Source organism: Lederbergia wuyishanensis (assembly GCF_022900255.1).
GTDB classification, from domain to species: domain Bacteria; phylum Bacillota; class Bacilli; order Bacillales; family Bacillaceae_C; genus Lederbergia; species Lederbergia wuyishanensis.
The window spans coordinates 1,108,490-1,129,081 of the sequence record NZ_JALIRM010000001.1 but is presented as its reverse complement, the minus strand read 5'-3'; the positions used below and the strand labels follow the sequence as shown (position 1 = coordinate 1,129,081).

General features: G+C 36.1%; 16 protein-coding genes, 1 other RNA gene and 1 other annotated feature. Of the genes, 15 read left to right on the top strand and 2 right to left on the bottom strand.

The window, feature by feature from the left end; genetic code table 11:
- The first annotated feature begins 4 nt into the window (after positions 1–4).
- The 4 genes from recJ (at position 5) to dtd (ending at position 5,791) form a co-directional block, all read left to right on the top strand.
- A complete protein-coding gene (gene recJ / locus MT489_RS05625) occupies positions 5–2,350 on the top strand; it encodes a single-stranded-DNA-specific exonuclease RecJ (protein ID WP_244680495.1) in 2,346 nt (781 codons plus the stop codon).
- Positions 2,341–2,853, top strand: a complete 513-nt coding sequence (locus MT489_RS05620) for an adenine phosphoribosyltransferase (RefSeq protein ID WP_244680494.1) — start codon at positions 2,341–2,343, stop codon at positions 2,851–2,853. The genes recJ and MT489_RS05620 overlap by 10 nt, the downstream gene beginning before the upstream one ends.
- A 298-nt stretch (positions 2,854–3,151) precedes the next feature.
- A complete protein-coding gene (locus tag MT489_RS05615; RefSeq protein ID WP_244680493.1) occupies positions 3,152–5,341 on the top strand; it encodes a RelA/SpoT family protein in 2,190 nt (729 codons plus the stop codon).
- Positions 5,342–5,353: 12 nt separating this feature from the next.
- Positions 5,354–5,791 carry a D-aminoacyl-tRNA deacylase gene (dtd, locus tag MT489_RS05610; RefSeq protein ID WP_244680492.1) on the top strand — a complete coding sequence of 146 codons (438 nt, stop codon included), beginning with the start codon at positions 5,354–5,356 and terminating at the stop codon, positions 5,789–5,791.
- Positions 5,792–5,966: 175 nt separating this feature from the next.
- Here dtd and MT489_RS05605 read toward each other — a convergent pair whose 3' ends face one another.
- On the bottom strand, positions 5,967–7,220 hold the full coding sequence (locus MT489_RS05605) for an N-acetylmuramoyl-L-alanine amidase family protein (protein ID WP_244680491.1): 1,254 nt from the start codon (positions 7,218–7,220) through the stop codon (positions 5,967–5,969).
- A 235-nt stretch (positions 7,221–7,455) separates the two neighbouring features.
- On the opposite strand from MT489_RS05605, the gene MT489_RS05600 reads away from it, so the two are divergent.
- From MT489_RS05600 to MT489_RS05580, 5 genes are all read left to right on the top strand, one after another.
- On the top strand, positions 7,456–7,632 hold the full coding sequence (locus MT489_RS05600; RefSeq protein WP_244680490.1) for a hypothetical protein: 177 nt from the start codon (positions 7,456–7,458) through the stop codon (positions 7,630–7,632).
- 101 nt (positions 7,633–7,733) lie between these two features.
- Positions 7,734–7,963: a binding site (T-box leader), on the top strand.
- Positions 7,964–8,164: 201 nt separating this feature from the next.
- Positions 8,165–9,436, top strand: a complete 1,272-nt coding sequence (gene hisS / locus MT489_RS05595; RefSeq protein ID WP_244680489.1) for a histidine--tRNA ligase — start codon at positions 8,165–8,167, stop codon at positions 9,434–9,436.
- 12 nt (positions 9,437–9,448) lie between these two features.
- Positions 9,449–11,230, top strand: a complete 1,782-nt coding sequence (gene aspS, locus MT489_RS05590) for an aspartate--tRNA ligase (RefSeq protein WP_244680488.1) — start codon at positions 9,449–9,451, stop codon at positions 11,228–11,230.
- Positions 11,231–11,319: 89 nt separating this feature from the next.
- A non-coding RNA gene (gene ssrS, locus MT489_RS05585) (6S RNA) lies at positions 11,320–11,508 on the top strand.
- 149 nt (positions 11,509–11,657) lie between these two features.
- Complete coding sequence (locus tag MT489_RS05580; RefSeq protein ID WP_244680487.1) at positions 11,658–12,422, top strand: tRNA threonylcarbamoyladenosine dehydratase; 765 nt, start codon at positions 11,658–11,660, stop codon at positions 12,420–12,422.
- Between the two features lie 41 nt (positions 12,423–12,463).
- Here MT489_RS05580 and MT489_RS05575 read toward each other — a convergent pair whose 3' ends face one another.
- Complete coding sequence (locus tag MT489_RS05575; RefSeq protein ID WP_244680486.1) at positions 12,464–13,732, bottom strand: replication-associated recombination protein A; 1,269 nt, start codon at positions 13,730–13,732, stop codon at positions 12,464–12,466.
- 117 nt (positions 13,733–13,849) lie between these two features.
- On the opposite strand from MT489_RS05575, the gene MT489_RS05570 reads away from it, so the two are divergent.
- From MT489_RS05570 to recD2, 6 genes are all read left to right on the top strand, one after another.
- Positions 13,850–14,515, top strand: a complete 666-nt coding sequence (locus MT489_RS05570) for a YczE/YyaS/YitT family protein (RefSeq protein ID WP_244680485.1) — start codon at positions 13,850–13,852, stop codon at positions 14,513–14,515.
- Between the two features lies 1 nt (position 14,516).
- Positions 14,517–14,936 (top strand): cysteine metabolism transcriptional regulator CymR, encoded by a 420-nt coding sequence (cymR, locus tag MT489_RS05565; protein ID WP_244680484.1) that lies wholly within the window; start codon positions 14,517–14,519, stop codon positions 14,934–14,936.
- A gap of 21 nt (positions 14,937–14,957) precedes the next feature.
- Entirely contained in the window at positions 14,958–16,100 is a 1,143-nt protein-coding gene (locus MT489_RS05560; protein ID WP_244680483.1) for a cysteine desulfurase family protein, read from the top strand.
- Between the two features lie 14 nt (positions 16,101–16,114).
- Entirely contained in the window at positions 16,115–17,230 is a 1,116-nt protein-coding gene (mnmA, locus tag MT489_RS05555; protein WP_244680482.1) for a tRNA 2-thiouridine(34) synthase MnmA, read from the top strand.
- Positions 17,231–17,510: 280 nt separating this feature from the next.
- On the top strand, positions 17,511–18,182 hold the full coding sequence (locus MT489_RS05550) for a tetratricopeptide repeat protein (protein WP_244680481.1): 672 nt from the start codon (positions 17,511–17,513) through the stop codon (positions 18,180–18,182).
- Between the two features lie 24 nt (positions 18,183–18,206).
- Complete coding sequence (gene recD2 / locus MT489_RS05545; RefSeq protein WP_244680480.1) at positions 18,207–20,591, top strand: SF1B family DNA helicase RecD2; 2,385 nt, start codon at positions 18,207–18,209, stop codon at positions 20,589–20,591.
- Position 20,592 lies beyond the last annotated feature (1 nt).

Genomic DNA, 20,592 nt, shown 5'->3' with positions numbered 1-20,592 from the left:
GCCAATGTTATATCCCAAAACTAGATGGATTGTTCAAAATACGAATGGTCAAAATGCTAAAGAACTTGCAGAGCAATTACATATCGCTCAACTTTTAGCTTCACTACTTATAAATCGTGGAATTAATGATGTAAACGAGGCAAAAAGTTTTTTATATACAGATACGACAGAATTTCATGATCCTTTTTTATTTGCAGATATGGAGAAAAGTGTTAAACGAATTAAATATGCTATAGAAACAAATGAACCGATTTTGATTTTCGGTGATTATGATGCTGATGGCGTTACTAGTACTTCTGTTATGATGGATGTCCTTACGAAATTAAATGCCAATGTTACTTATTATATTCCAAATCGTTTTACAGAAGGGTACGGTCCGAATGAGAATGCCTTCAGGGAGGCAAGCGATCGGGGGATAAAATTAATTATTACCGTGGATACAGGAATTTCAGCAATAAATGAAATAAAAATTGCAAACGAACTTGGTATGGATGTAATTATTACCGACCACCATGAGCCTGGAAACATACTTCCCGATGCGTATACTATTATTCATCCAAAACTTCCACACTCTCAATACCCATTTTCAGAACTTGCAGGTGTTGGAGTGGCGTTTAAACTTGCTCACGCCATTAATGGTGCGCTTCCTGAAGAATTACTTGATCTTGTTGCGATCGGAACAATCGCCGATTTAGTACCGCTTCATGGAGAAAATAGACTGCTAGTGAAGGCTGGATTAAAAAGATTAACTCATACTTCCCGACTTGGTCTTCAAGCATTGTGTGAAATATCAGGAACAAAATTATTGGAAATCAATGAAGAAACGGTTGGATTTGCGATAGGGCCAAGATTAAATGCTGCTGGAAGAATGAATCATGCTGGTCCCGCAGTGGAACTATTAAGAACCACTAGTGTTGAAATGGCCAAGCAACTAGCTGAAGAAATAGATATTATGAACAAAGAGCGACAGCAATACGTTACAGAAATAACGAATGAAGCAGTTGAAATGGTCGAAAGTGATTTCCCTCCTGATGAAAACAACGTTATTGTTGTTGGAAAAGAGGGATGGAGTGCTGGTGTAATTGGTATTGTTGCTTCTAGATTAGTAGATCGTTTTTATAGGCCAGCTATCGTTCTAAGCTACGATCATACTACAGGATTGGCAAAAGGTTCTGCTCGTAGTATTCTTGGCTTTGACTTATATAAAAATTTGTCATCTCTTTCCCATTTACTTCCTCATTTTGGCGGGCATCCAATGGCTGCGGGTATGACATTAAATATTGAAGATGTTGATTTGTTACGTCAAAAACTAAATGAAGCATGTGGAAATCAACTCACAGTTGAAGATTTTATTCCAGTGACTGAATTGGACGCTTCATTGAAAATAGACGAAATAAATGTTGATACAATTGGCCAATTAGGCATGCTTGCTCCTTATGGTATGGGAAATCCTAAACCTATAGTTATGATTAAAGATACATTTGCCTATGATGTAAGAAAAATAGGTGCAAATAAGAATCATTTGAAAATGACATTGGAAAAAGACGGGACAAAACTTGACGGAGTCGGGTTTAATATTGGCTATTTAGCGGATGAGGTTTCTACAGATGCTAGGGTGTCTGTTATAGGTGAACTTTCCATTAATGAATGGAATAATATGAGAAAGCCACAAATAATGATGAAGGATTTAGCTATTAATGAATGGCAGTTATTTGATATTCGTGGACATAAGCAAATAGATTTAGCTGATCCTATGAAGATAATTATTATTTTTTCTGAAGAGAATATAAATAAATTAAACGGCAACCAAAACTATGTATTAGTTAGGAACAAAGAGGCGGCAAGTAAAGTAGAAATAAATAGGAAACAAATTTTATTATTTGATTTGCCGAAGGAACTAGATATACTCGATTCACTAATTAGAGACAAATCTCCTGATCGTATATATACACATTTTTATAATGAAGAATCACAATTTTTTTCTATTTTACCAACTAGGGATCATTTCAAATGGTATTACGCATTTCTATTAAAACGCCAAACATTTGATGTAAATAAATTTGGTCATGATCTAGCAAATCATCGTGGTTGGTCAATAGAATCTGTCAAGTTTATGTCACAAGTGTTTTTTGAATTAAATTTTGTTACAATAAAGGATGGATTGATTCATATTAATCCTGATAAGCAGAAAAAAGATTTAGCGGATTCATCGACTTATCGAAACAAACTAGAACAAATAAAAATGGAAAAGTTATTGTTATTTTCATCGTTTAACGAGCTAAAGGCATGGTTCGATGAAAGGCTGGCACATAAAGTGTCAAATGAGGAGGAAGCTAACGCATGGATTTAAAACAATTTATTACGATCGTTCCTGACTGGCCAAAGGAAGGGATCATTTTTAAGGATATTACTACTTTGATGGACCATGGTGAAGCATATCATTATGCAACTGATCAAATCGTCGAATATGCAAAAGAAAAGAAAATCGATATCGTTGTAGGTCCAGAAGCAAGAGGATTTATTATTGGATGTCCAGTGGCGTATGCTTTAGGCCTTGGATTTGCCCCAGTACGAAAAGAAGGAAAGCTTCCAAGGGAAACAATAAAGGCAGACTATGGAAAAGAATATGGGAAAGATGCGCTCACTATACATAAGGATGCAATTAAACCTGGTCAGAGAGTGCTCATAACAGATGATTTATTAGCTACAGGAGGAACGATTCAAGCTACAATAGAGCTAGTTGAAAAGCTCGGTGGGGTCGTTGCTGGAATTGCATTTCTTATAGAGCTATCCTACCTAGATGGAAGAGATAAATTAGACGGCTATGATATTCTTTCATTAATTACTTTCTAACTTTTTGATCTTCAGCATTAATGTTTTAATATGTGATGGCTGTCCCCATTAATTTATGGAGGGGGCAGCTTTACTATTTAATTATTTCACTATAGTGCTCGATCCTTAAAAGCAATGCATACAAAATACGACTTTTTTTATTTAGAGCAGTCACTTATTGTCGATAAACAGGAGTTTTACGCTTTTCAATAAAATAAAATCTTGTCAAAACCTTTACAAGTGTATCTCTTTTCTCGATAATATATAACATACTCAATAAATGTAGAAAAAACTTACTTTTCATAAAAAGGTGATCCTGATGGCAAAAGATGAAAAAATATTAGCGGAAGAAGTGATAACTCGTACGAAAAAATACCTAAATGCTGAAAATGTTGCGTTAGTGCAAAAAGCATACGAGTTTGCTAGTACTGCGCATAAGGATCAATTTCGTAAATCTGGGGAGCCATATATTATTCATCCAATTCAAGTGGCAGGAATCCTTGCTGATTTAGAGATGGATCCCGCAACATTAATAGGTGGTTTCCTCCATGATGTAGTGGAAGACACTTCTGTCACTATTGCTGAAATTACGTCTGAATTTGGCAGTGAAGTAGCAATGCTTGTCGATGGCGTTACTAAGTTAGGAAAAATAAAGTACAAATCGCATGAGGAACAACAAGCCGAAAATCACCGGAAAATGTTTATTGCCATGGCACAAGATATTAGAGTCATTTTGATAAAATTGGCAGACAGACTTCATAATATGCGTACGCTTAAACATTTACCTCCTGAAAAACAAAGAAGAATTGCAAATGAAACATTAGAAATTTTTGCTCCATTGGCACACCGACTCGGGATATCGAAAATCAAATGGGAGCTTGAAGATACTGCTCTCCGTTATTTAAACCCGCAGCAATATTATCGTATCGTAAACCTTATGAAGAGAAAAAGGGAAGAACGGGAGCAATATCTTGAAGATGTCATGACCGAGGTTAAGGACCGCCTTGAAGAGATGGAAATTAAAGCTGAAGTCTATGGAAGGCCAAAGCACATATACTCAATATATCGTAAAATGGTCCTTCAACATAAGCAGTTTAACGAAATATACGATTTACTTGCTGTAAGGATTATTGTTAATAGTATAAAAGATTGTTATGCCGTTCTAGGAATCATCCACACGTGTTGGAAACCCATGCCTGGTCGATTTAAAGACTATATTGCTATGCCGAAAGTGAATATGTATCAATCTCTCCATACGACTGTTATAGGTCCAAAAGGTGATCCTTTAGAAGTGCAAATCAGAACGATGGAGATGCATCGCATATCTGAATTTGGGGTAGCTGCTCATTGGGCATATAAAGAAGGCAAAACAATGACCCCTCAAGCTTCTTTTGAGAAAAAACTTTCTTGGTTCAGAGAAATCCTTGAATTCCAAAATGAGTCCGAGAATGCAGAAGAATTTATGGAATCATTAAAAATAGATCTCTTTTCTGATATGGTTTTTGTGTTTACTCCAAAAGGTGATGTTATTGAGCTTGCTGCCGGATCAGTTCCAATTGATTTTGCTTATCGGATTCACTCAGAAATAGGGAATAAGACGATAGGCGCTAAAGTAAATGGTAAAATCGTTACTTTAGACTATAAATTAAAAACTGGAGATATTATTGAAATTCTTACTTCTAAGCATTCATATGGACCAAGCCAAGATTGGTTAAAGCTTGTACAAACTTCGCAAGCAAAAAATAAAATTCGACAATTTTTCAAAAGACAACGTAAAGAGGAAAATATCCTAAAAGGTAGAGAACTTGTTGAAAAAGAAATTAAGGAAATGGATTTTGATCTTAAAAAGGTCATGACTGCTGAAAATCTTAAAAAAGTTGCAGATAAGTTCAATTTTGGTAATGAAGATGATATGTTTGCAAGTGTGGGATATAATGGAATTTCAGCATTACAAGTCGCTAACCGTCTTACAGAAAAATTAAGAAAATTAAGAGACCAAGAAGAAGCTGAGAAAGAAATCTCAGCTGAAATTAAAACGGATCCTGCTCCAAAACGTCACGACGCAGGTGTAAAAGTAACAGGTGCCGACAATTTGCTAATCCGCTTATCAAGATGCTGTAATCCGGTTCCTGGAGATGAGATTATCGGTTTTGTTACTAAAGGTCGAGGTGTTTCCGTTCATCGAGCGGATTGTCCAAATATAGATTCTAATGAAATGGAAACCAGATTAATTCCTGTGGAGTGGGAGACCGATTCTACAAATCGCAAAGAGTATAATGTGGATATTGAAATCTCAGGCTTTGATCGTAGAGGTTTATTAAATGAGGTTTTACAAACAGTAAGTGGAACAAAGACTAATATTACAGCAGTAACAGGGAAAGCAGATCGTAATAAAATGGCAACGATAATGATGTCAATTTCCATACAGAATATCGGCCATCTTCATAAAGTTGTAGATAAAATCAAACAGATTCCTGATATATATGCAGTAAGACGGATCATGAATTAAGGGAGTTTAATAATGAGAGTCGTGTTACAAAGAAGCAAAGAGGCAAGTGTAACAGTAGGTGGTAATATTACAGGAGCCATTAATAATGGCTACGTACTATTAGTTGGAATTACCCATGAAGATACTGAAAAAGAATGTGAATGGCTCGCGGATAAAATAGTTAATTTGCGAATTTTTGAAGACGAGGAATGTAAAATGAACCGCTCTCTCCTTGACGTAGGAGGAGCCATTTTATCCATTTCCCAATTTACCCTTTATGGCGACTGTAGTAAAGGACGTAGGCCGAACTTTATGAATGCCGCAAAACCGGAACACGCAGAAGGGTTATATATGCATTTCAATAACCTATTAAAAGAAAAAGGCATTCAAGTTGAAACGGGTATTTTCGGGGCAATGATGGATGTAAAATTAATAAATGATGGGCCAGTTACACTAGTCTTAGAAAGATAGAAAAGGGATAACCTAAATGGTTAGCCCTTTTTCATGTAATTAAAGAAAGAATAAAATGTTATTGTTGTTATTTTTTCACAAAGTGATGTTTTCTAGCTACAGATGTCATCCGCTAATAGTCGAGAACATTTGGATGGAAGAGGCTGAAGGGCACTCTTCAAATTTCTTATACTAATTAATTTGAATAATATTGAACGATTCCTTTTTCAATCGCATCTGTTATTTTTTCCATATAAGAATGAGTCTTAATGACTTCTTCTTCGGAGGGGTTACTTAAATATCCCAGTTCTAGCAATATCGATGGCTGTCGGTTTTCTCTAAGTACATAATAGTCACCGAATCTAACTCCACGATCTGATAATTGAATCACATTTGAAATTTGATTGTGAATCATTTCGGCAATTTCTACTTCTTTGTCGTAATAATAATACGTAGTGTGTCCATGGACCGTACTGTCTTCGATACTATCGAAATGGAGGCTAATAAAAACATCTGCGTTTCTAATATAAGCAAGTTCAGCTCGGTCTTGCAAACTTACATAAGCATCGGAAGATCTAGTTAATACAACATTAAATCCGGCTTCTTTCAATTTTTCGCTAAGAAGTAGCGCTGCCTTCATTGTTAAATCTTTTTCTAATGTTCCATTTGCGCCGGCAGCTCCTTCATCACGACCGCCATGACCTGGATCGATTACAATCGTTTTTGCATTGGGCCCATTATTAGATACCTCATTCGTTCCTGTTATAACCCATCCTGCTATATACCCTGCTTTACCAGACGCGTATTCAATTTTATACCAATCCCCTTCTTTTCCTAATACTTTATAAACTTCCTTTGAAGAGGCATGTCCTAAAATTTTAGATTTTAAGGTAGGTTTTTTTCTAATATTTGTACTGTTGTATAACGGGGTAATGTAATTTTCATCTTGAATATCGGCAGTAGGTTGATGCGTCTTGATTATTTCAATGTAACTGCTGCTAACCCAGGCACTCCCTGATAAATATTCTATTTTCAACCAATCATCATCGTTATTCAAAATTACTACTTCGTCACCCGCTTTGAGAGTTCCAACAACTGAACTGGACTGATTTGGCTCAGATCTTATATTTAAATGATCAGCTGTTACTAATCCCTTATTTGTTTTTGCCGGTGAAAGTTTTTCTTGAGCTAACCAATTTGCAATCCAACCTCTTTTTCCTGACGGAAGCTTTATTTCATACCATCCGTCTTTTTGATTTTTAATTTCATACGTTTCTCCCTTTTTTATTTGGGTAATGATTGAATAAGTTGTACCAGGTTTTTCGCGAACATTAACAATTTCACCCGTAATCAGTATCGTATCTGAATCAGCCAAAGTAGGCGAATAACGAATGAAAATAATAATAAGTAATAATGGAATTACAAAAAATATAAATATTTTTTTCCCCAAGAAATGAAACCGCCTTTCTCAAAAGAAAGTATAAAAATATAAGTAAATTGTTAATTTCCATAAAGCTGATTAAAGCAAATCATATACATGTTTAACGAAGCAATTAACTTAAATACCTATTTTACCAATCTCACTCTATTGTAATCAAATTTTTATTCGAGAAAAAGTAGGGAAAATCCTTTTAAATTTTAAAAAAATGGGCAAAACTAACTAAAAATGATAAGGAGGCATAAAATTGAGAGCAAATGATCAAAATCAAATAGCTTCCTTTAGTACATCGCAATTTTTTTCTTTGAATTTTAAAAATACGATTGAAAAAGAAAGTTATAAAATGATCGAAGAACCTTTTATGGAATATGGACTTTCTATGAATGGGATTAGAGCGTTTAAGAAAAAAATGGAGAAATATTAACATTTAAAAATAAAAACAAGTATGGTATGTATTGACAAAGTTTTATGATATTCGTATTATAGGTTAATAATTACAATGTTCAATTAACCATAGCTAATCATATTAAGCCAATGATGGAAAAAGTAATTGAGACGCGAACGGAAAGAGAGGAAATGCCTAGGCTGAGAGCATTTCTACTATTCGACTCAATGAAGGACATTCCGTAGGCTTCTATTTCGAACAGATAATCTCAGTAGGAATAGACGTATTCAGGCGATAACTGTTAAAGTGGAAGCTGTTTATTCGGCTTCAAAAAGGGTGGCACCGCGTGAATTAAACTCTCGTCCCTTGTTTTTCGAAACAAGAGACGGGAGTTTTTTATTTTTCTACTTAGCTTTATTCTCATCGGCTAGTGATAGAAACTCGTGCCGTAAAAAAGTTGAAGAACATGCTCTTTAATAATAGCAGTAGCATTATACCTTTCTAACTAAAGAGGAAGGGGAAGCCTTTTGGTTAATGTGATAGTTGAGTATAAGAAAGAGGAGGAAGTAATATGGCCATACAAATACCTAGAGGGACACAAGATATCCTTCCTGGCGTCGTTGAAAAATGGCAATTCATCGAAGGAAAAGCAAGAGAAATATGTAATAAATACCAATACCATGAAATCCGTACTCCTATTTTTGAAAATACAGAACTTTTTATGCGTGGAGTAGGAGACACAACTGACATTGTCCAAAAGGAAATGTATTCATTTGATGACCGGGGCGGAAGAAATATAACTCTAAGACCAGAAGGAACAGCCTCAGTTGTTCGATCTTTTGCCGAAAATAAAATGTTTGGAAACCCTACTCAACCTGTAAAACTTTATTACTTAGGACCAATGTTCCGATACGAGCGTCCTCAAGCAGGAAGATTCCGACAATTCGTTCAATTCGGGGTAGAGGCATTAGGAAGCATGGATCCTGCTATCGATGCAGAAGTCATTTCTCTTGCAATGGAAATGTATAAATCTCTTGGGTTAAAAAAATTACGCCTTGTCCTGAATAGCCTTGGGGACAATGAAAGTAGGATTGCACATAGAACAGCGCTAATCAATCACTTTCAACCGAGAATTGGGGAGTTTTGTAGTGACTGTCAAAATAGACTTGAGAAAAATCCACTAAGAATTCTTGATTGTAAAAAAGACCGTGATCATGAATTAATGGCAACTGCTCCTTCAATACTTGAATATTTAAATGAGGATTCTAAGCAATATTTCGAAAAAGTAAAGCAATACTTAACAGCAATGGACATTGATTACATTGTCGATCCAACACTAGTCAGAGGTTTAGATTACTACAATCATACAGCTTTTGAAATTATGAGTGAGGCTGAAGGATTCGGTGCGATTACAACTTTATGTGGTGGCGGAAGATATAATGGCTTAGTGCAAGAAATGGGCGGACCGGATACTCCAGGAATCGGATTTGCCTTAAGTATGGAAAGATTATTAAGTGCATTAGAAGCGGAAGGAATAAATATTGAAGCAGAACAAACTGCAGATTGCTATATTATTGCCCTTGGAGAAAAGGGAAGAGACTATTCCGTTACTCTATTGCAGAAATTACGTCTAGCTGGATTCTCCTCAGATCGTGATTATTTAGAACGAAAAATGAAGGCACAATTTAAGGCTGCAGAGAGATTAGGTGCTAAATACGCCATTATTTTAGGTGATGACGAGCTGCAGACAGGTATTATAGCTGTGAAAAATTTAGAGACTGGTGAACAAACAGAAATTTCGTTAGAAAACTTTATTGAAGAATTTAGCAAGCTATGCCGATGAGGAGGATTTAGAATGTTTGGAAGAACACATTATTGCGGTGAAATTACCGAAAAGTCTATTGGGGAGTCAGTTGTTTTAAAAGGATGGGTACAAAGACGCCGTGATTTAGGTGGATTGATTTTTATAGATCTAAGAGATAGATCAGGTATTGTTCAAATTGTTTTTAATCCTGAGATTTCAAGGACTGCATTAGAAGTAGCTGAAAAAGTTCGAAATGAGTACGTTGTAGATGTACGTGGAACGGTTGTGGCAAGGGCAGAAGGTACAATTAATGAAAATATAAAAACAGGCAGAATAGAAATAGTCGTCTCTGAAGTTACAATTATTAATGAAGCAAAAACTCCGCCATTTATGATTGAAAACAATGCAGAGGCTGCAGAAGAAATCCGTTTGAAATATCGGTATTTGGATCTGCGTAGGCCAGAAATGTTCGATGTTTTCAAGATGCGTTCGATTGTTACAAGAACGATTCGTAACTTTTTAGATGAAGAGGGTTTTTTAGACATAGAAACTCCAATATTAACAAAAAGTACGCCAGAAGGAGCAAGAGATTACCTAGTTCCTAGCAGGGTACATCCTGGAGAATTTTTTGCATTGCCTCAATCTCCTCAATTATTTAAGCAATTGCTTATGGTAAGCGGATTTGATAAGTACTATCAAATTGCAAGATGTTTTCGTGATGAAGACTTGCGAGCAGACCGACAACCAGAATTTACACAAATTGATATTGAAGCTAGCTTTATGAATCAAGAAGATATCAGAGAAATGATTGAACGTATGATGAAACAGGTAATGCTAGTAACGAAAGGTCTTGAAATCCAAACTCCATTCCCGATTATGCCTTATGAAGAAGCAATGGGAAGATACGGCTCTGATAAGCCTGACACTCGTTTTGGAATGGAATTGCAAAATATTTCAAAACTAGTCGAAAACTCAAGTTTCAAAGTATTTTCAAATGCTGTAGCTGCTGGAGGCCAAGTAAAAGCACTTGTTGTAAAAAGTGGAGCTGACAAATATTCAAGAAAAGATATTGATTCTTTGGGTGAATTTGCAGCTCGATATGGCGCAAAAGGTCTTGCTTGGCTCAAGGTCGAAACTGAAGGATTGAAAGGCCCAATAGCAAAATTCTTTAGTGAAACAGAGCAAAGTGAACTATGTGAACTTCTCTCAGCTGAAAAAGGAGACTTGCTATTATTTGCAGCTGATTCGAAAAATGTAGTGGCAGATTCATTAGGTGCTCTAAGGTTAAAACTTGGAAAAGAATTAGGATTGATTAATGAAAAACAATACAATTTCTTATGGGTTACCGAGTGGCCTTTATTAGAATTTGACGAAGATGAAAATCGTTACTATGCGGCTCACCATCCATTCACGATGCCTGCGCGCGAAGATATAGATAAGCTTGACTCAAATCCGGGAGAGGTCAAAGCGCAAGCATATGATCTCGTATTAAATGGCTATGAATTAGGTGGAGGCTCCCTTCGTATTTTTGAACGTGAAATACAAGAAAAGATGTTTAACGTTCTTGGTTTTTCAAAGGAAGAAGCATATGAGCAATTTGGATTTTTACTGGAAGCATTTGAATACGGTACACCTCCTCACGGTGGAATCGCTTTAGGACTAGATAGAATTGTTATGCTTTTAGCGGGCAGAAATAGCCTTCGTGATACTATTGCTTTCCCGAAAACCGCAAGTGCAAGTGACTTGTTAATGAAAGCACCTGATGTAGTAAGTGATGATCAACTAAAAGAACTGCATCTCACTGTAAACGCAAAGGCTGAAAAGGTTTTGTAATCGTTTTGTAACAGTGAAATTAGTGATAAATTCCCATGTATTTACGTTTGAAAAATGAATTTTCATATGTTAGTATTTAATCAACAAGAAAAGTCCTGATGTGTTCGTCTATATACCTTTTCGTTTTGACCGACATCTCATACCTACGGGAGTTTGGAGTTTTCAGACTGAGCGCAAGCCTCCAAGAGAGGACACGTGAGGCCTGGAGCAGGACACCCACCTGCCAAGAGCGGGTTCAAAACAAAGGATCTTTAACCGACGGCACGATTGGGACTTTTCCTATTAAAACGCACGCAGCCTCTATTTAGATGGCTGTTTTTATTTTGACAATTTAAATGGCGATGACCTTTTTCTATTGAAAAACCAATTTTTTTCATTTATCCTATATCAGAATAAAAAAGATTGAACATACTTGGAGCTGATATACATGTTGCATCAATTTTCGAGAAATGAATTGGCAATTGGAAAAGAAGGGCTAGAATTATTAAAAAATACTACAGTTGCTATACTTGGAGTAGGTGGAGTCGGAACATTTGCAGCAGAAGCTTTGGCGAGAACAAATATTGGAAAAATTATTCTTGTTGACAAAGATGATGTTGATATTACAAATGTAAACAGACAGCTAATTGCGTTACTGTCAACAGTAGGACAGCCTAAAGCTGATTTAATGAAAAAAAGAATTGAAGATATTAATCCTGAATGTGAAGTAGTTGCCTTAAAAATGTTTTATACGGAAGAAACGTACGAAACGTTTTTCGAGCATAAACCTGATTTTGTAGTTGATGCTTCAGATACTATTTCATATAAAATCCATCTAATCAAAGAATGTATAAAACGAGACATTCCTATTATTTCTTCAATGGGTGCCGCCAATAAAATGGATCCAACACGCTTAATGATTAAAGATATTTTCAAAACGCATACAGACCCAATTGCTAAAGTAATTAGAACGCGATTAAGAAAAGAAGGAATCAAAAAGGGAATTCCCGTTGTTTTCTCAGATGAAAGTCCAATTGTCATTCGTGAAGAGGTACGTAAGACGGTAGGAAAGGATGATTCGGAGATTAGAAAAGCTCAAATGCCACCCTCTTCAAATGCTTTTGTCCCTTCAGCAGTCGGACTTATCATGGCGAGTTATGTCGTCAGAGAAATTTTGAAAGATATTCATATCCATAGAGTAAATGAGGGATAAAGAAATCAAAGGCAGCAAAGTTTAATTAGCTGCCTTTTAGTTTAACTTTTATTAATTTTTTCATATACCGTAGCCAATGCTTGCTCAAATTTCCCGGTAAGCTTTGGTTTGTAATATTGTCTATGTTTTAATTTATCAGGGAGATACTGCTGCTTTACCCATCCATTCTCATAATCATGTGGATACTTATAATCAATCCCTCTACCAAGTTCCTTAGCTCCCTTGTAATGAGCATCTTTTAAATGAAGTGGTACTTCTCCACTTAATCCTACTCGAATATCAGTTAATGCTTCATCGATTGCACAGATGGCAGAGTTGGATTTTGGAGATAAACAGAGTTCAATTACTGCATTCGCAAGAGGGATTCGCGCTTCGGGAAAACCTATTTTTTCAGCGGTTTGTATTGCCGCCAATGTCCGTGGTCCGGCTTGTGGATTAGCAAGACCGATATCTTCATAAGCGATGACAAGTAATCGTCTTGATATACTCGGTAAATCACCCGCTTCAATTAATCTTCCTAAATAATGCAGAGCTGCATTTGCATCACTTCCCCTAATTGATTTCTGGAACCCGCTTAATACATCATAATGTGCATCTCCATCTTTATCATGCGCTAAGCTCTTTTTTTGGAGGCACTCTTCTGCAATAGATTCTGTAATGTAAATAACACCATCGTCAGCAGGCTCGGTTGACAATACAGCAAGTTCCAGTGCGTTCAATGAACTCCGGGCATCTCCATTGCTTGCGGTTGCAAGGTGATTTAGAGCCCTTTCTTCAATTTTGATAGAATAGGATCCGAGTCCTCTTTCACGATCTTCCAATGCCCTCAGCAATGTTTCTTTTACTTCTGTATCAGTTAATGGAAAAAGTTCGAAAATCTGACATCGGCTTCTAATGGCAGGGTTTATAGCATGATACGGGTTACTTGTCGTTGCACCAATTAATATAATCGTTCCATTTTCTAAATAAGGCAGCAAAAAATCTTGCTTACCTTTGTCAAGTCTATGGACCTCATCTAGTAATAATATGACCTTTCCACTCATCTTACCTTCTGCAGCAACAATCTCCATATCTTTTTTATTATTGGTTACAGCATTCAATGTTCTAAAGGCATATTTTGTACTTCCAGCAATTGCACTAGCAATGGATGTTTTACCAATTCCGGGAGGACCATATAGGATCATGGAAGATAGTTGTTTTGCTTTTACCATTCTTGCAATAATTTTCCCTTCTCCAACCAAATGCTGTTGCCCGGCAACTTCTTCTATTGATTGGGGACGCATTCTAAAGGCTAAAGGTTGATTTTTCAAATTGATCTCTCCAAACTTATGTTCTTATACTTCATTCTATCATATCAAAACTGCCGTATATATGCATTTAAGAATATGTGTGTGTTATAATGGAGCAATGCAAAGGAGTATAAGTGAATGCAAAAAAACGTTCAATTATTATTAAGACTTATTATATTTACGATAGGTTTACTCATTATGTCTTTCGGTATTGTATTGATTATTGTATCAAATTTCGGAGCTTCTCCTTGGGATGTGTTACATGTTGGTTTATATTATCAACTAGGTCTTTCGATTGGGACTTGGTCGATTCTCGTTGGTGTAACAATCTTAGGAAGTTCTGCATTAATGATGAAAAGGTTGCCGCAATTTGGTGCTTATTTAAATATGCTGCTCATTGGTATTTTTATAGATATGTTCATGCTTCTGCCATTTTTAACTGAGCCAAACAGTCTCTTAGGAAAAATTGGTATGTTTTTGATTGGGATGATTCTTTATTCATATGGAATGGGTATTTATTTATCGGCGAAGTTAGGAGCAGGTCCAAGAGACAGTTTTATGCTCGCTATGCAAGAAAAAACAGGATGGAAAGTGTCGACCGTTCGTAGGATAATGGAAATTGTCGTTCTAGTCATAGGTTGGCTATTAGGTGGACCTGTTTTTGTCGGTACGCTTATTTTTAGTGTAACGCTAGGAACGTTTATTGGATTTGCTTTACCGCAATGTCAAGGATTAACTGATAAGATATTAAGAAAAAGGATAAACAATAACGTAGCAAAAGAATTAGAACGAGGTGCAAGTTAATATGAAAATTTCAACTAAAGGAAGATATGGATTAACGATTATGATTGAACTCGCAAAAAGACATGGAGAAGGACCGATTTCCTTAAAATCAATTGCGCAAAATCATGATCTGTCCGAACATTATTTAGAGCAATTGGCAGGTCCGCTTCGTAATGCAGGCCTTGTTAGAAGTATTAGAGGTGCTTATGGCGGCTATGTATTAGCAGATGAACCAGCAAAAATTACAGCTGGTGATATAATTCGTGTATTAGAAGGTCCTATCAGTCCTGTTGAAGGTATTGAAAATGAAGAACCGGCGAAACGTGAACTATGGATGAGGATTCGAGATGCTGTAAAGGACGTATTGGATAATACAACTGTTGAGGATCTGGCTAATCATTCGGATGATGGTACTCCAGATGCTTATATGTTCTATATTTAATTTAGAAACAGGTGGAAAAACATGAATAGAATTTATCTAGATCATGCGGCAACAACTCCGATACATCCACTCGTTGTTGAAAAAATTGCTGCTACTATGTCAACCAATTTTGGAAACCCATCTAGTATCCATTCATATGGTAGGGAAGCAAGAAAGATATTGGATGAGTCAAGAACCATATTGGCAAAAAGTATAAACGCTTCTTTTTCTGAAATTGTTTTTACAAGTGGTGGGACTGAAGCTGATAATTTAGCTATTATCGGAGCGGCTCGTGCAAATAAAATAAATGGCAATCATATTATTACGACAAAATTGGAACATCATGCTGTTCTCCATACTTGTCAGTTTCTTGAAAAAGAAGGCTTTGAAGTGACATATCTTTCGCCTAATGAAGAAGGTTTCATTAGTGTTGAATCTGTGCAAAAAGCTTTACGCCCTGAAACGATACTTGTTTCGATAATGTTTGGCAATAATGAAGTTGGGGTCATTCAACCCATTAGAGAAATTGCCGATCTATTGAGTTCACATCATGCTGTCTTCCATTCTGACGCAGTTCAGGCATATGGAACGATAAAGATCGATGTCAAAGAATTAAATATAGATTTGCTGTCAGTATCAGCACATAAAATAAATGGACCAAAAGGAACAGGATTCTTATATATAAAATCTGGTACAAAGATTAATCCAAGTTCATTTGGCGGTGAACAAGAGTTAAAAAGACGTGCAGGAACAGAAAGCCTTCCGTTAATTGCTGGATTCGCCGAAGCTTCATCTATTGCGTTGGAAACTATTGAAGAAAAAAATAATGAATATAGACAGTTAAAAGAAGCATTTATAGAAACATTGAAATCTGAACAAGTTGATTTTCATATCAACGGCTCTAACGCTCGCTCTCTCCCACACATATTAAATATCAGTTTCCCTATGACTGATGTAGAGGCAATGCTTGTGAATTTGGACATGGCGGGAATTTCTGCTTCAAGTGGTTCAGCTTGTACAGCTGGTTCCATTGAGCCTTCTCATGTGCTGGTAGCTATGTATGGACCAGATTCTGAACGAATCAGAAATTCTATTAGATTTAGTTTCGGATTCGGGAACAAATTAGAGGGAGTAAGGGAAGCAGCAAAAGAGACTGCAAATATTGTTCGCAGGTTTCAAAACTGAAAGGAAGATGAAAGATGATTAAAGCGCCGAAAGATACTCGTGTCGTTGTCGGTATGTCTGGCGGTGTTGATTCATCAGTAGCTGCTTTATTGTTAAAAGAGCAAGGATACGATGTAATTGGCATTTTTATGAAAAATTGGGACGATACGGATGAAAATGGTGTATGTACAGCAACGGAGGATTATAATGACGTAATCCAAGTGTGCAACCAAATTGGTATTCCGTATTACGCAGTTAATTTTGAAAAGCAATATTGGGATAAGGTATTTACGTATTTTCTTGATGAATATAAAGCAGGTCGTACTCCAAATCCGGATGTTATGTGTAATAAGGAAATAAAATTTAAAGCATTTCTCGAGCATGCTATGAAACTAGGAGCCGATTATTTGGCAACCGGACATTATGCACAAGTAGTACATCGTGATGATGAAGTAAAAATGCTTCGAGGTGTAGATGCTAATAAAGATCAAACCTATTTTTTGAACCAATTGAGCCAGCATCAACTTGAAAAAGTAATGTTTCCAATTGGTTCCATCGATAAAAAACGAGTTAGAGAAATTGCTAAAGAAGCAGGACTTGCTACTGCATCCAAAAAGGACAGTACAGGAATATGTTTTATAGGTGAGAGAAATTTTAAGGAATTTCTAAGTGGATATTTACCTGCCCAAAAAGGGTCTATGGAAACTCTTGATGGGAAAAAAGTAGGTAATCACGACGGCCTTATGTATTATACAATTGGTCAACGTCACGGCCTTGGAATTGGAGGAGCAGGTGAACCGTGGTTCGTCGTAGGAAAAGATTTGGAGCGAAATGTACTTTATGTGGAACAAGGCTTCGACCATTCATCACTCTATTCTGATTCTATTAAAGCTGTCAACATAAATTGGGTATCGGATCGAAAAAAACCTAATGAATTTACATGTACGGCAAAATTTCGATATCGCCAACCTGATGAAGAAGTTACGGTAACGCTTCAAGAAAATGGTGACGTTAATGTACTGTTTAAAAAACCTGTTCGTGCCGTGACCCCTGGACAAGCAGTAGTGTTTTATATTGGTGAAGAGTGCCTAGGTGGCGGTACAATCGATACGATATATAAAAATAACGAAAAACTTTCTTACGTCGGTTAACTGCTTATCATTTTATGGTAAGCAGTTTTTTAAAGTGTGAATATATAAGGTCTACTTATGAACTTACCTATCGAGACCAAATATTGAAACGGCGCTGTTCGGAAGCTCGGGGCGTCAAAAGTTAGAGATTTTTTGCTCCTCAGTGATTTGCTTGTATAATGTGGCTGCTGCTTTGCTTTCACACAAGGGATTTATCAACCAGACATAATAAATTTATTACTCAAAGCATTTATTGTATATATGTTATAATCCAATTAATTGAAGTTTCGGAGTGAATCAAATGGATAAAAATTTACAAGGTATTGAGTTTTTACAAGAAGGAAATGTCGAAAAAGCGGTTCAAATGTTTACGGAAGCGATAGAAGAAAATCCGCAAGATGCTGTAGGGTATGTGAATTTTGCGAATGTACTAATATCAGTTGGTGAACTTCAACGTGCTGAGCAATTTTTGAAAAGAGCGATTGAAATAGATGATCAAGCTTCGGCAGCTTATTATAGTTATGGCAATTTATTTTTTAATAAAGAACTTTACGATAAAGCTGCAGGAATGTTCGAAAAGGCACTCGCAATTGGACCAGAATCAAATGATCTCCAGTATATGCTTGGAATGTGCTTTGTAAATCTAGGGAGAAATGAATTATCACTACCTTATTTACAAAGAAGTGTTGAGCTTAATGGTGATGATATGGAAGCGAGATTTCAATATGCTTTATCATTGGCAAGATGCAGTGTTTATGAAGAAACAATAAAACAATTAGAGACCGTAATTGAAGCTGAATCTGATCACGCTGATGCTTTATATAATCTTGGTGTAGCTTATATAGCTCATCATAATGATGTGAAAAAAGCTCAAAAATATTTCAAAAAAGCATTGGAAATCCAACCAAATCATCTCCTTGCGGGAAATGGAATGAAACTAGTGGAGCAATTGTCGGAAGAAAAAGGGCAATAGTCGCTACAAATGGGGGAATCAAGTATGGAAGCTCAGGATTCTCTTGATTTATTTCAAGAAAACGAAACATATATTAAAGGTAGACACCTTGTGACAATTTTCCACAATGAGCAAAATTTTTATTCCGTTATTCGAATAAGAATAGATGGGACAAATATTGATCATAAGGATAAAGAGGCGGTCGTTACAGGGTATTTTCCCAAACTTCACGAACAGGAAACGTATATTTTTTACGGTCAATTTAAGGAGCACCCAAAATTTGGACTCCAGTTTAATGCTGACCATTTCAAAAAAGATATGCCTAAAACGAAGCAAGGAGTAATTACCTATTTATCGAGCGATTTATTTAAAGGAATCGGAAAAAAAACAGCAGAACGTATTGTTGAATCGCTTGGTGAAAATGCTGTTTCCCGTATCCTTGAACAGCCTTCTGTACTTGATGAAGTTCCCAAGCTTGCTCCTGAAACAGCTAAACAGCTCTATGATGCGTTACTTCAGCATCAAGGTCTTGAACAGGTGATGATAGGTTTAAATCAATATGGTTTTGGTCCCCAAATATCGATGAAAATCTATCAAGTTTTTAAAGACGAAACACTTATGGTTATTCAAAAAAATCCATATCGATTAATTGAAGATGTAGAAGGAATTGGCTTCGTAAGGGCAGATGAATTAGGGAGTCAACTAGGGATAACAGGAAGTCACCCTGATCGAATAAAAGCAGGTTGTATATATGTTTTGGAACAAGAATGCTTGAAAAATGGACATGTTTATTTAGATAGTGCTGAAATTCTTGAAAAAGTTAAATTGTTATTAGAAGAAAGTCAGAAAATTGACATCCCTTTTCAAAATATAGCAACAGAATTAATTAAGCTTGAAGAGGAAGGAAAAATTATTGGCGAAGATAAGCGGGTGTACTTGCCTTCCCTATATTTTTCTGAAAAAGGAATTGTAACTAATATTGAAAGAATTATGGAACAAAAGGAATATGCTGAACAATTTCCTGAATCAGAATTTTTGCTTGCTCTAGGTTCATTAGAGGATCGATTACATGTTGAATACGCCCCTTCGCAAAGAGAGGCTATTAAGACGGCCTTAACGAGCCCTATGATGATTTTAACTGGTGGACCTGGCACTGGTAAAACTACAGTCATTAAAGGTATTGTAGAACTGTATGCGGAATTACATGGACTATCTCTAGATCCTCACACATACAAAAAAGAGGAACCATTTCCGATTTTATTAACAGCTCCAACTGGAAGAGCAGCAAAAAGAATGGCCGAATCAACAGGTCTGCCTGCCATGACCATCCATCGTTTACTCGGAATGACAGGACAAGAACAACTTGATTCTGACGAAGTTCGAGAAATTGACGGCAAGTTAGTCATTATTGATGAAATGTCCATGGTTGATACATGGCTTGCTCACCAGTTATTAAAGGCATTACCACAATCGATTCAAGTAATATTCGTTGGGGATGAAGATCAACTTCCATCAGTAGGTCCTGGACAAGTATTAAAGGATTTAATTAAATCGAATATTGTTCCAACTGTTCAACTGACAGATATATATCGTCAAGAGGAAGGATCCTCAATTATAGAACTTGCACACGAAATAAAAAATGGCAGAACTCCTTCTGATATCGTAAAACAGCAAAAAGATCGTTCTTTTATACAATGTCAAACAGCTCAAATCAGCGATTGTATAAAAAAAGTTGTCTTAAATGCAAAACAAAAAGGATATCCAGCAAAAGATGTTCAAGTTCTTGCTCCTATGTATAGGGGACCCGCTGGAATTGATAATTTAAATAAAATAATTCAAGAAATTTATAACCCAAATGAAGATGGAAAAAGAAAAGAGCTTATTTTCGGTGATGTGAAATTTAGAATAGGGGATAAAGTATTACAGCTTGTAAATCAACCTGAACAACATGTATTTAACGGCGATATGGGAGAAATTATTTCGATTCTCTATGCAAAAGAAAACACAGAAAATCAGGACATGGTTATCGTCTCATTTGAAGGAACAGAAGTAACCTACACAAGGGGAGACTTAAATCAAATTACACATGCATACTGTTGTTCGATTCATAAGTCACAGGGTAGTGAATTTCCTATCGTTATTCTTCCTGTCGTTCGCAGTTACTATAGAATGCTGCGAAGAAACTTACTTTACACTGCCATAACTCGAAGTAAACAATTTCTAATTTTATGCGGTGAGGAAAGCGCATTTCGTACAGGTGTAGAACGGAAGGATGACTTAATAAGAAAAACATCTTTATATGAAAAATTAGTTTCTGATTCGAACACTTTACAAATGGAACAACAGGAATTCTTGAAAGAGGAAACAATATTACTTATTGATCCAATGATCGGCATGGAAAATGTTTCGCCTTATGATTTTTTGGATTGAT

Excerpts from the sequence above, each read along its gene's own strand:
- recJ (WP_244680495.1), top strand. The coding sequence starts at position 5 with ATGTTATATCCCAAAACTAGATGGATTGTTCAAAATACGAATGGTCAA.
- MT489_RS05620 (WP_244680494.1), top strand. The coding sequence starts at position 2,341 with ATGGATTTAAAACAATTTATTACGATCGTTCCTGACTGGCCAAAGGAA.
- MT489_RS05615 (WP_244680493.1), top strand. The coding sequence starts at position 3,152 with ATGGCAAAAGATGAAAAAATATTAGCGGAAGAAGTGATAACTCGTACG.
- dtd (WP_244680492.1), top strand. The coding sequence starts at position 5,354 with ATGAGAGTCGTGTTACAAAGAAGCAAAGAGGCAAGTGTAACAGTAGGT.
- hisS (WP_244680489.1), top strand. The coding sequence starts at position 8,165 with ATGGCCATACAAATACCTAGAGGGACACAAGATATCCTTCCTGGCGTC.
- aspS (WP_244680488.1), top strand. The coding sequence starts at position 9,449 with ATGTTTGGAAGAACACATTATTGCGGTGAAATTACCGAAAAGTCTATT.
- MT489_RS05580 (WP_244680487.1), top strand. The coding sequence starts at position 11,658 with ATGTTGCATCAATTTTCGAGAAATGAATTGGCAATTGGAAAAGAAGGG.
- MT489_RS05570 (WP_244680485.1), top strand. The coding sequence starts at position 13,850 with ATGCAAAAAAACGTTCAATTATTATTAAGACTTATTATATTTACGATA.
- cymR (WP_244680484.1), top strand. The coding sequence starts at position 14,517 with ATGAAAATTTCAACTAAAGGAAGATATGGATTAACGATTATGATTGAA.
- MT489_RS05560 (WP_244680483.1), top strand. The coding sequence starts at position 14,958 with ATGAATAGAATTTATCTAGATCATGCGGCAACAACTCCGATACATCCA.
- mnmA (WP_244680482.1), top strand. The coding sequence starts at position 16,115 with ATGATTAAAGCGCCGAAAGATACTCGTGTCGTTGTCGGTATGTCTGGC.
- MT489_RS05550 (WP_244680481.1), top strand. The coding sequence starts at position 17,511 with ATGGATAAAAATTTACAAGGTATTGAGTTTTTACAAGAAGGAAATGTC.
- recD2 (WP_244680480.1), top strand. The coding sequence starts at position 18,207 with ATGGAAGCTCAGGATTCTCTTGATTTATTTCAAGAAAACGAAACATAT.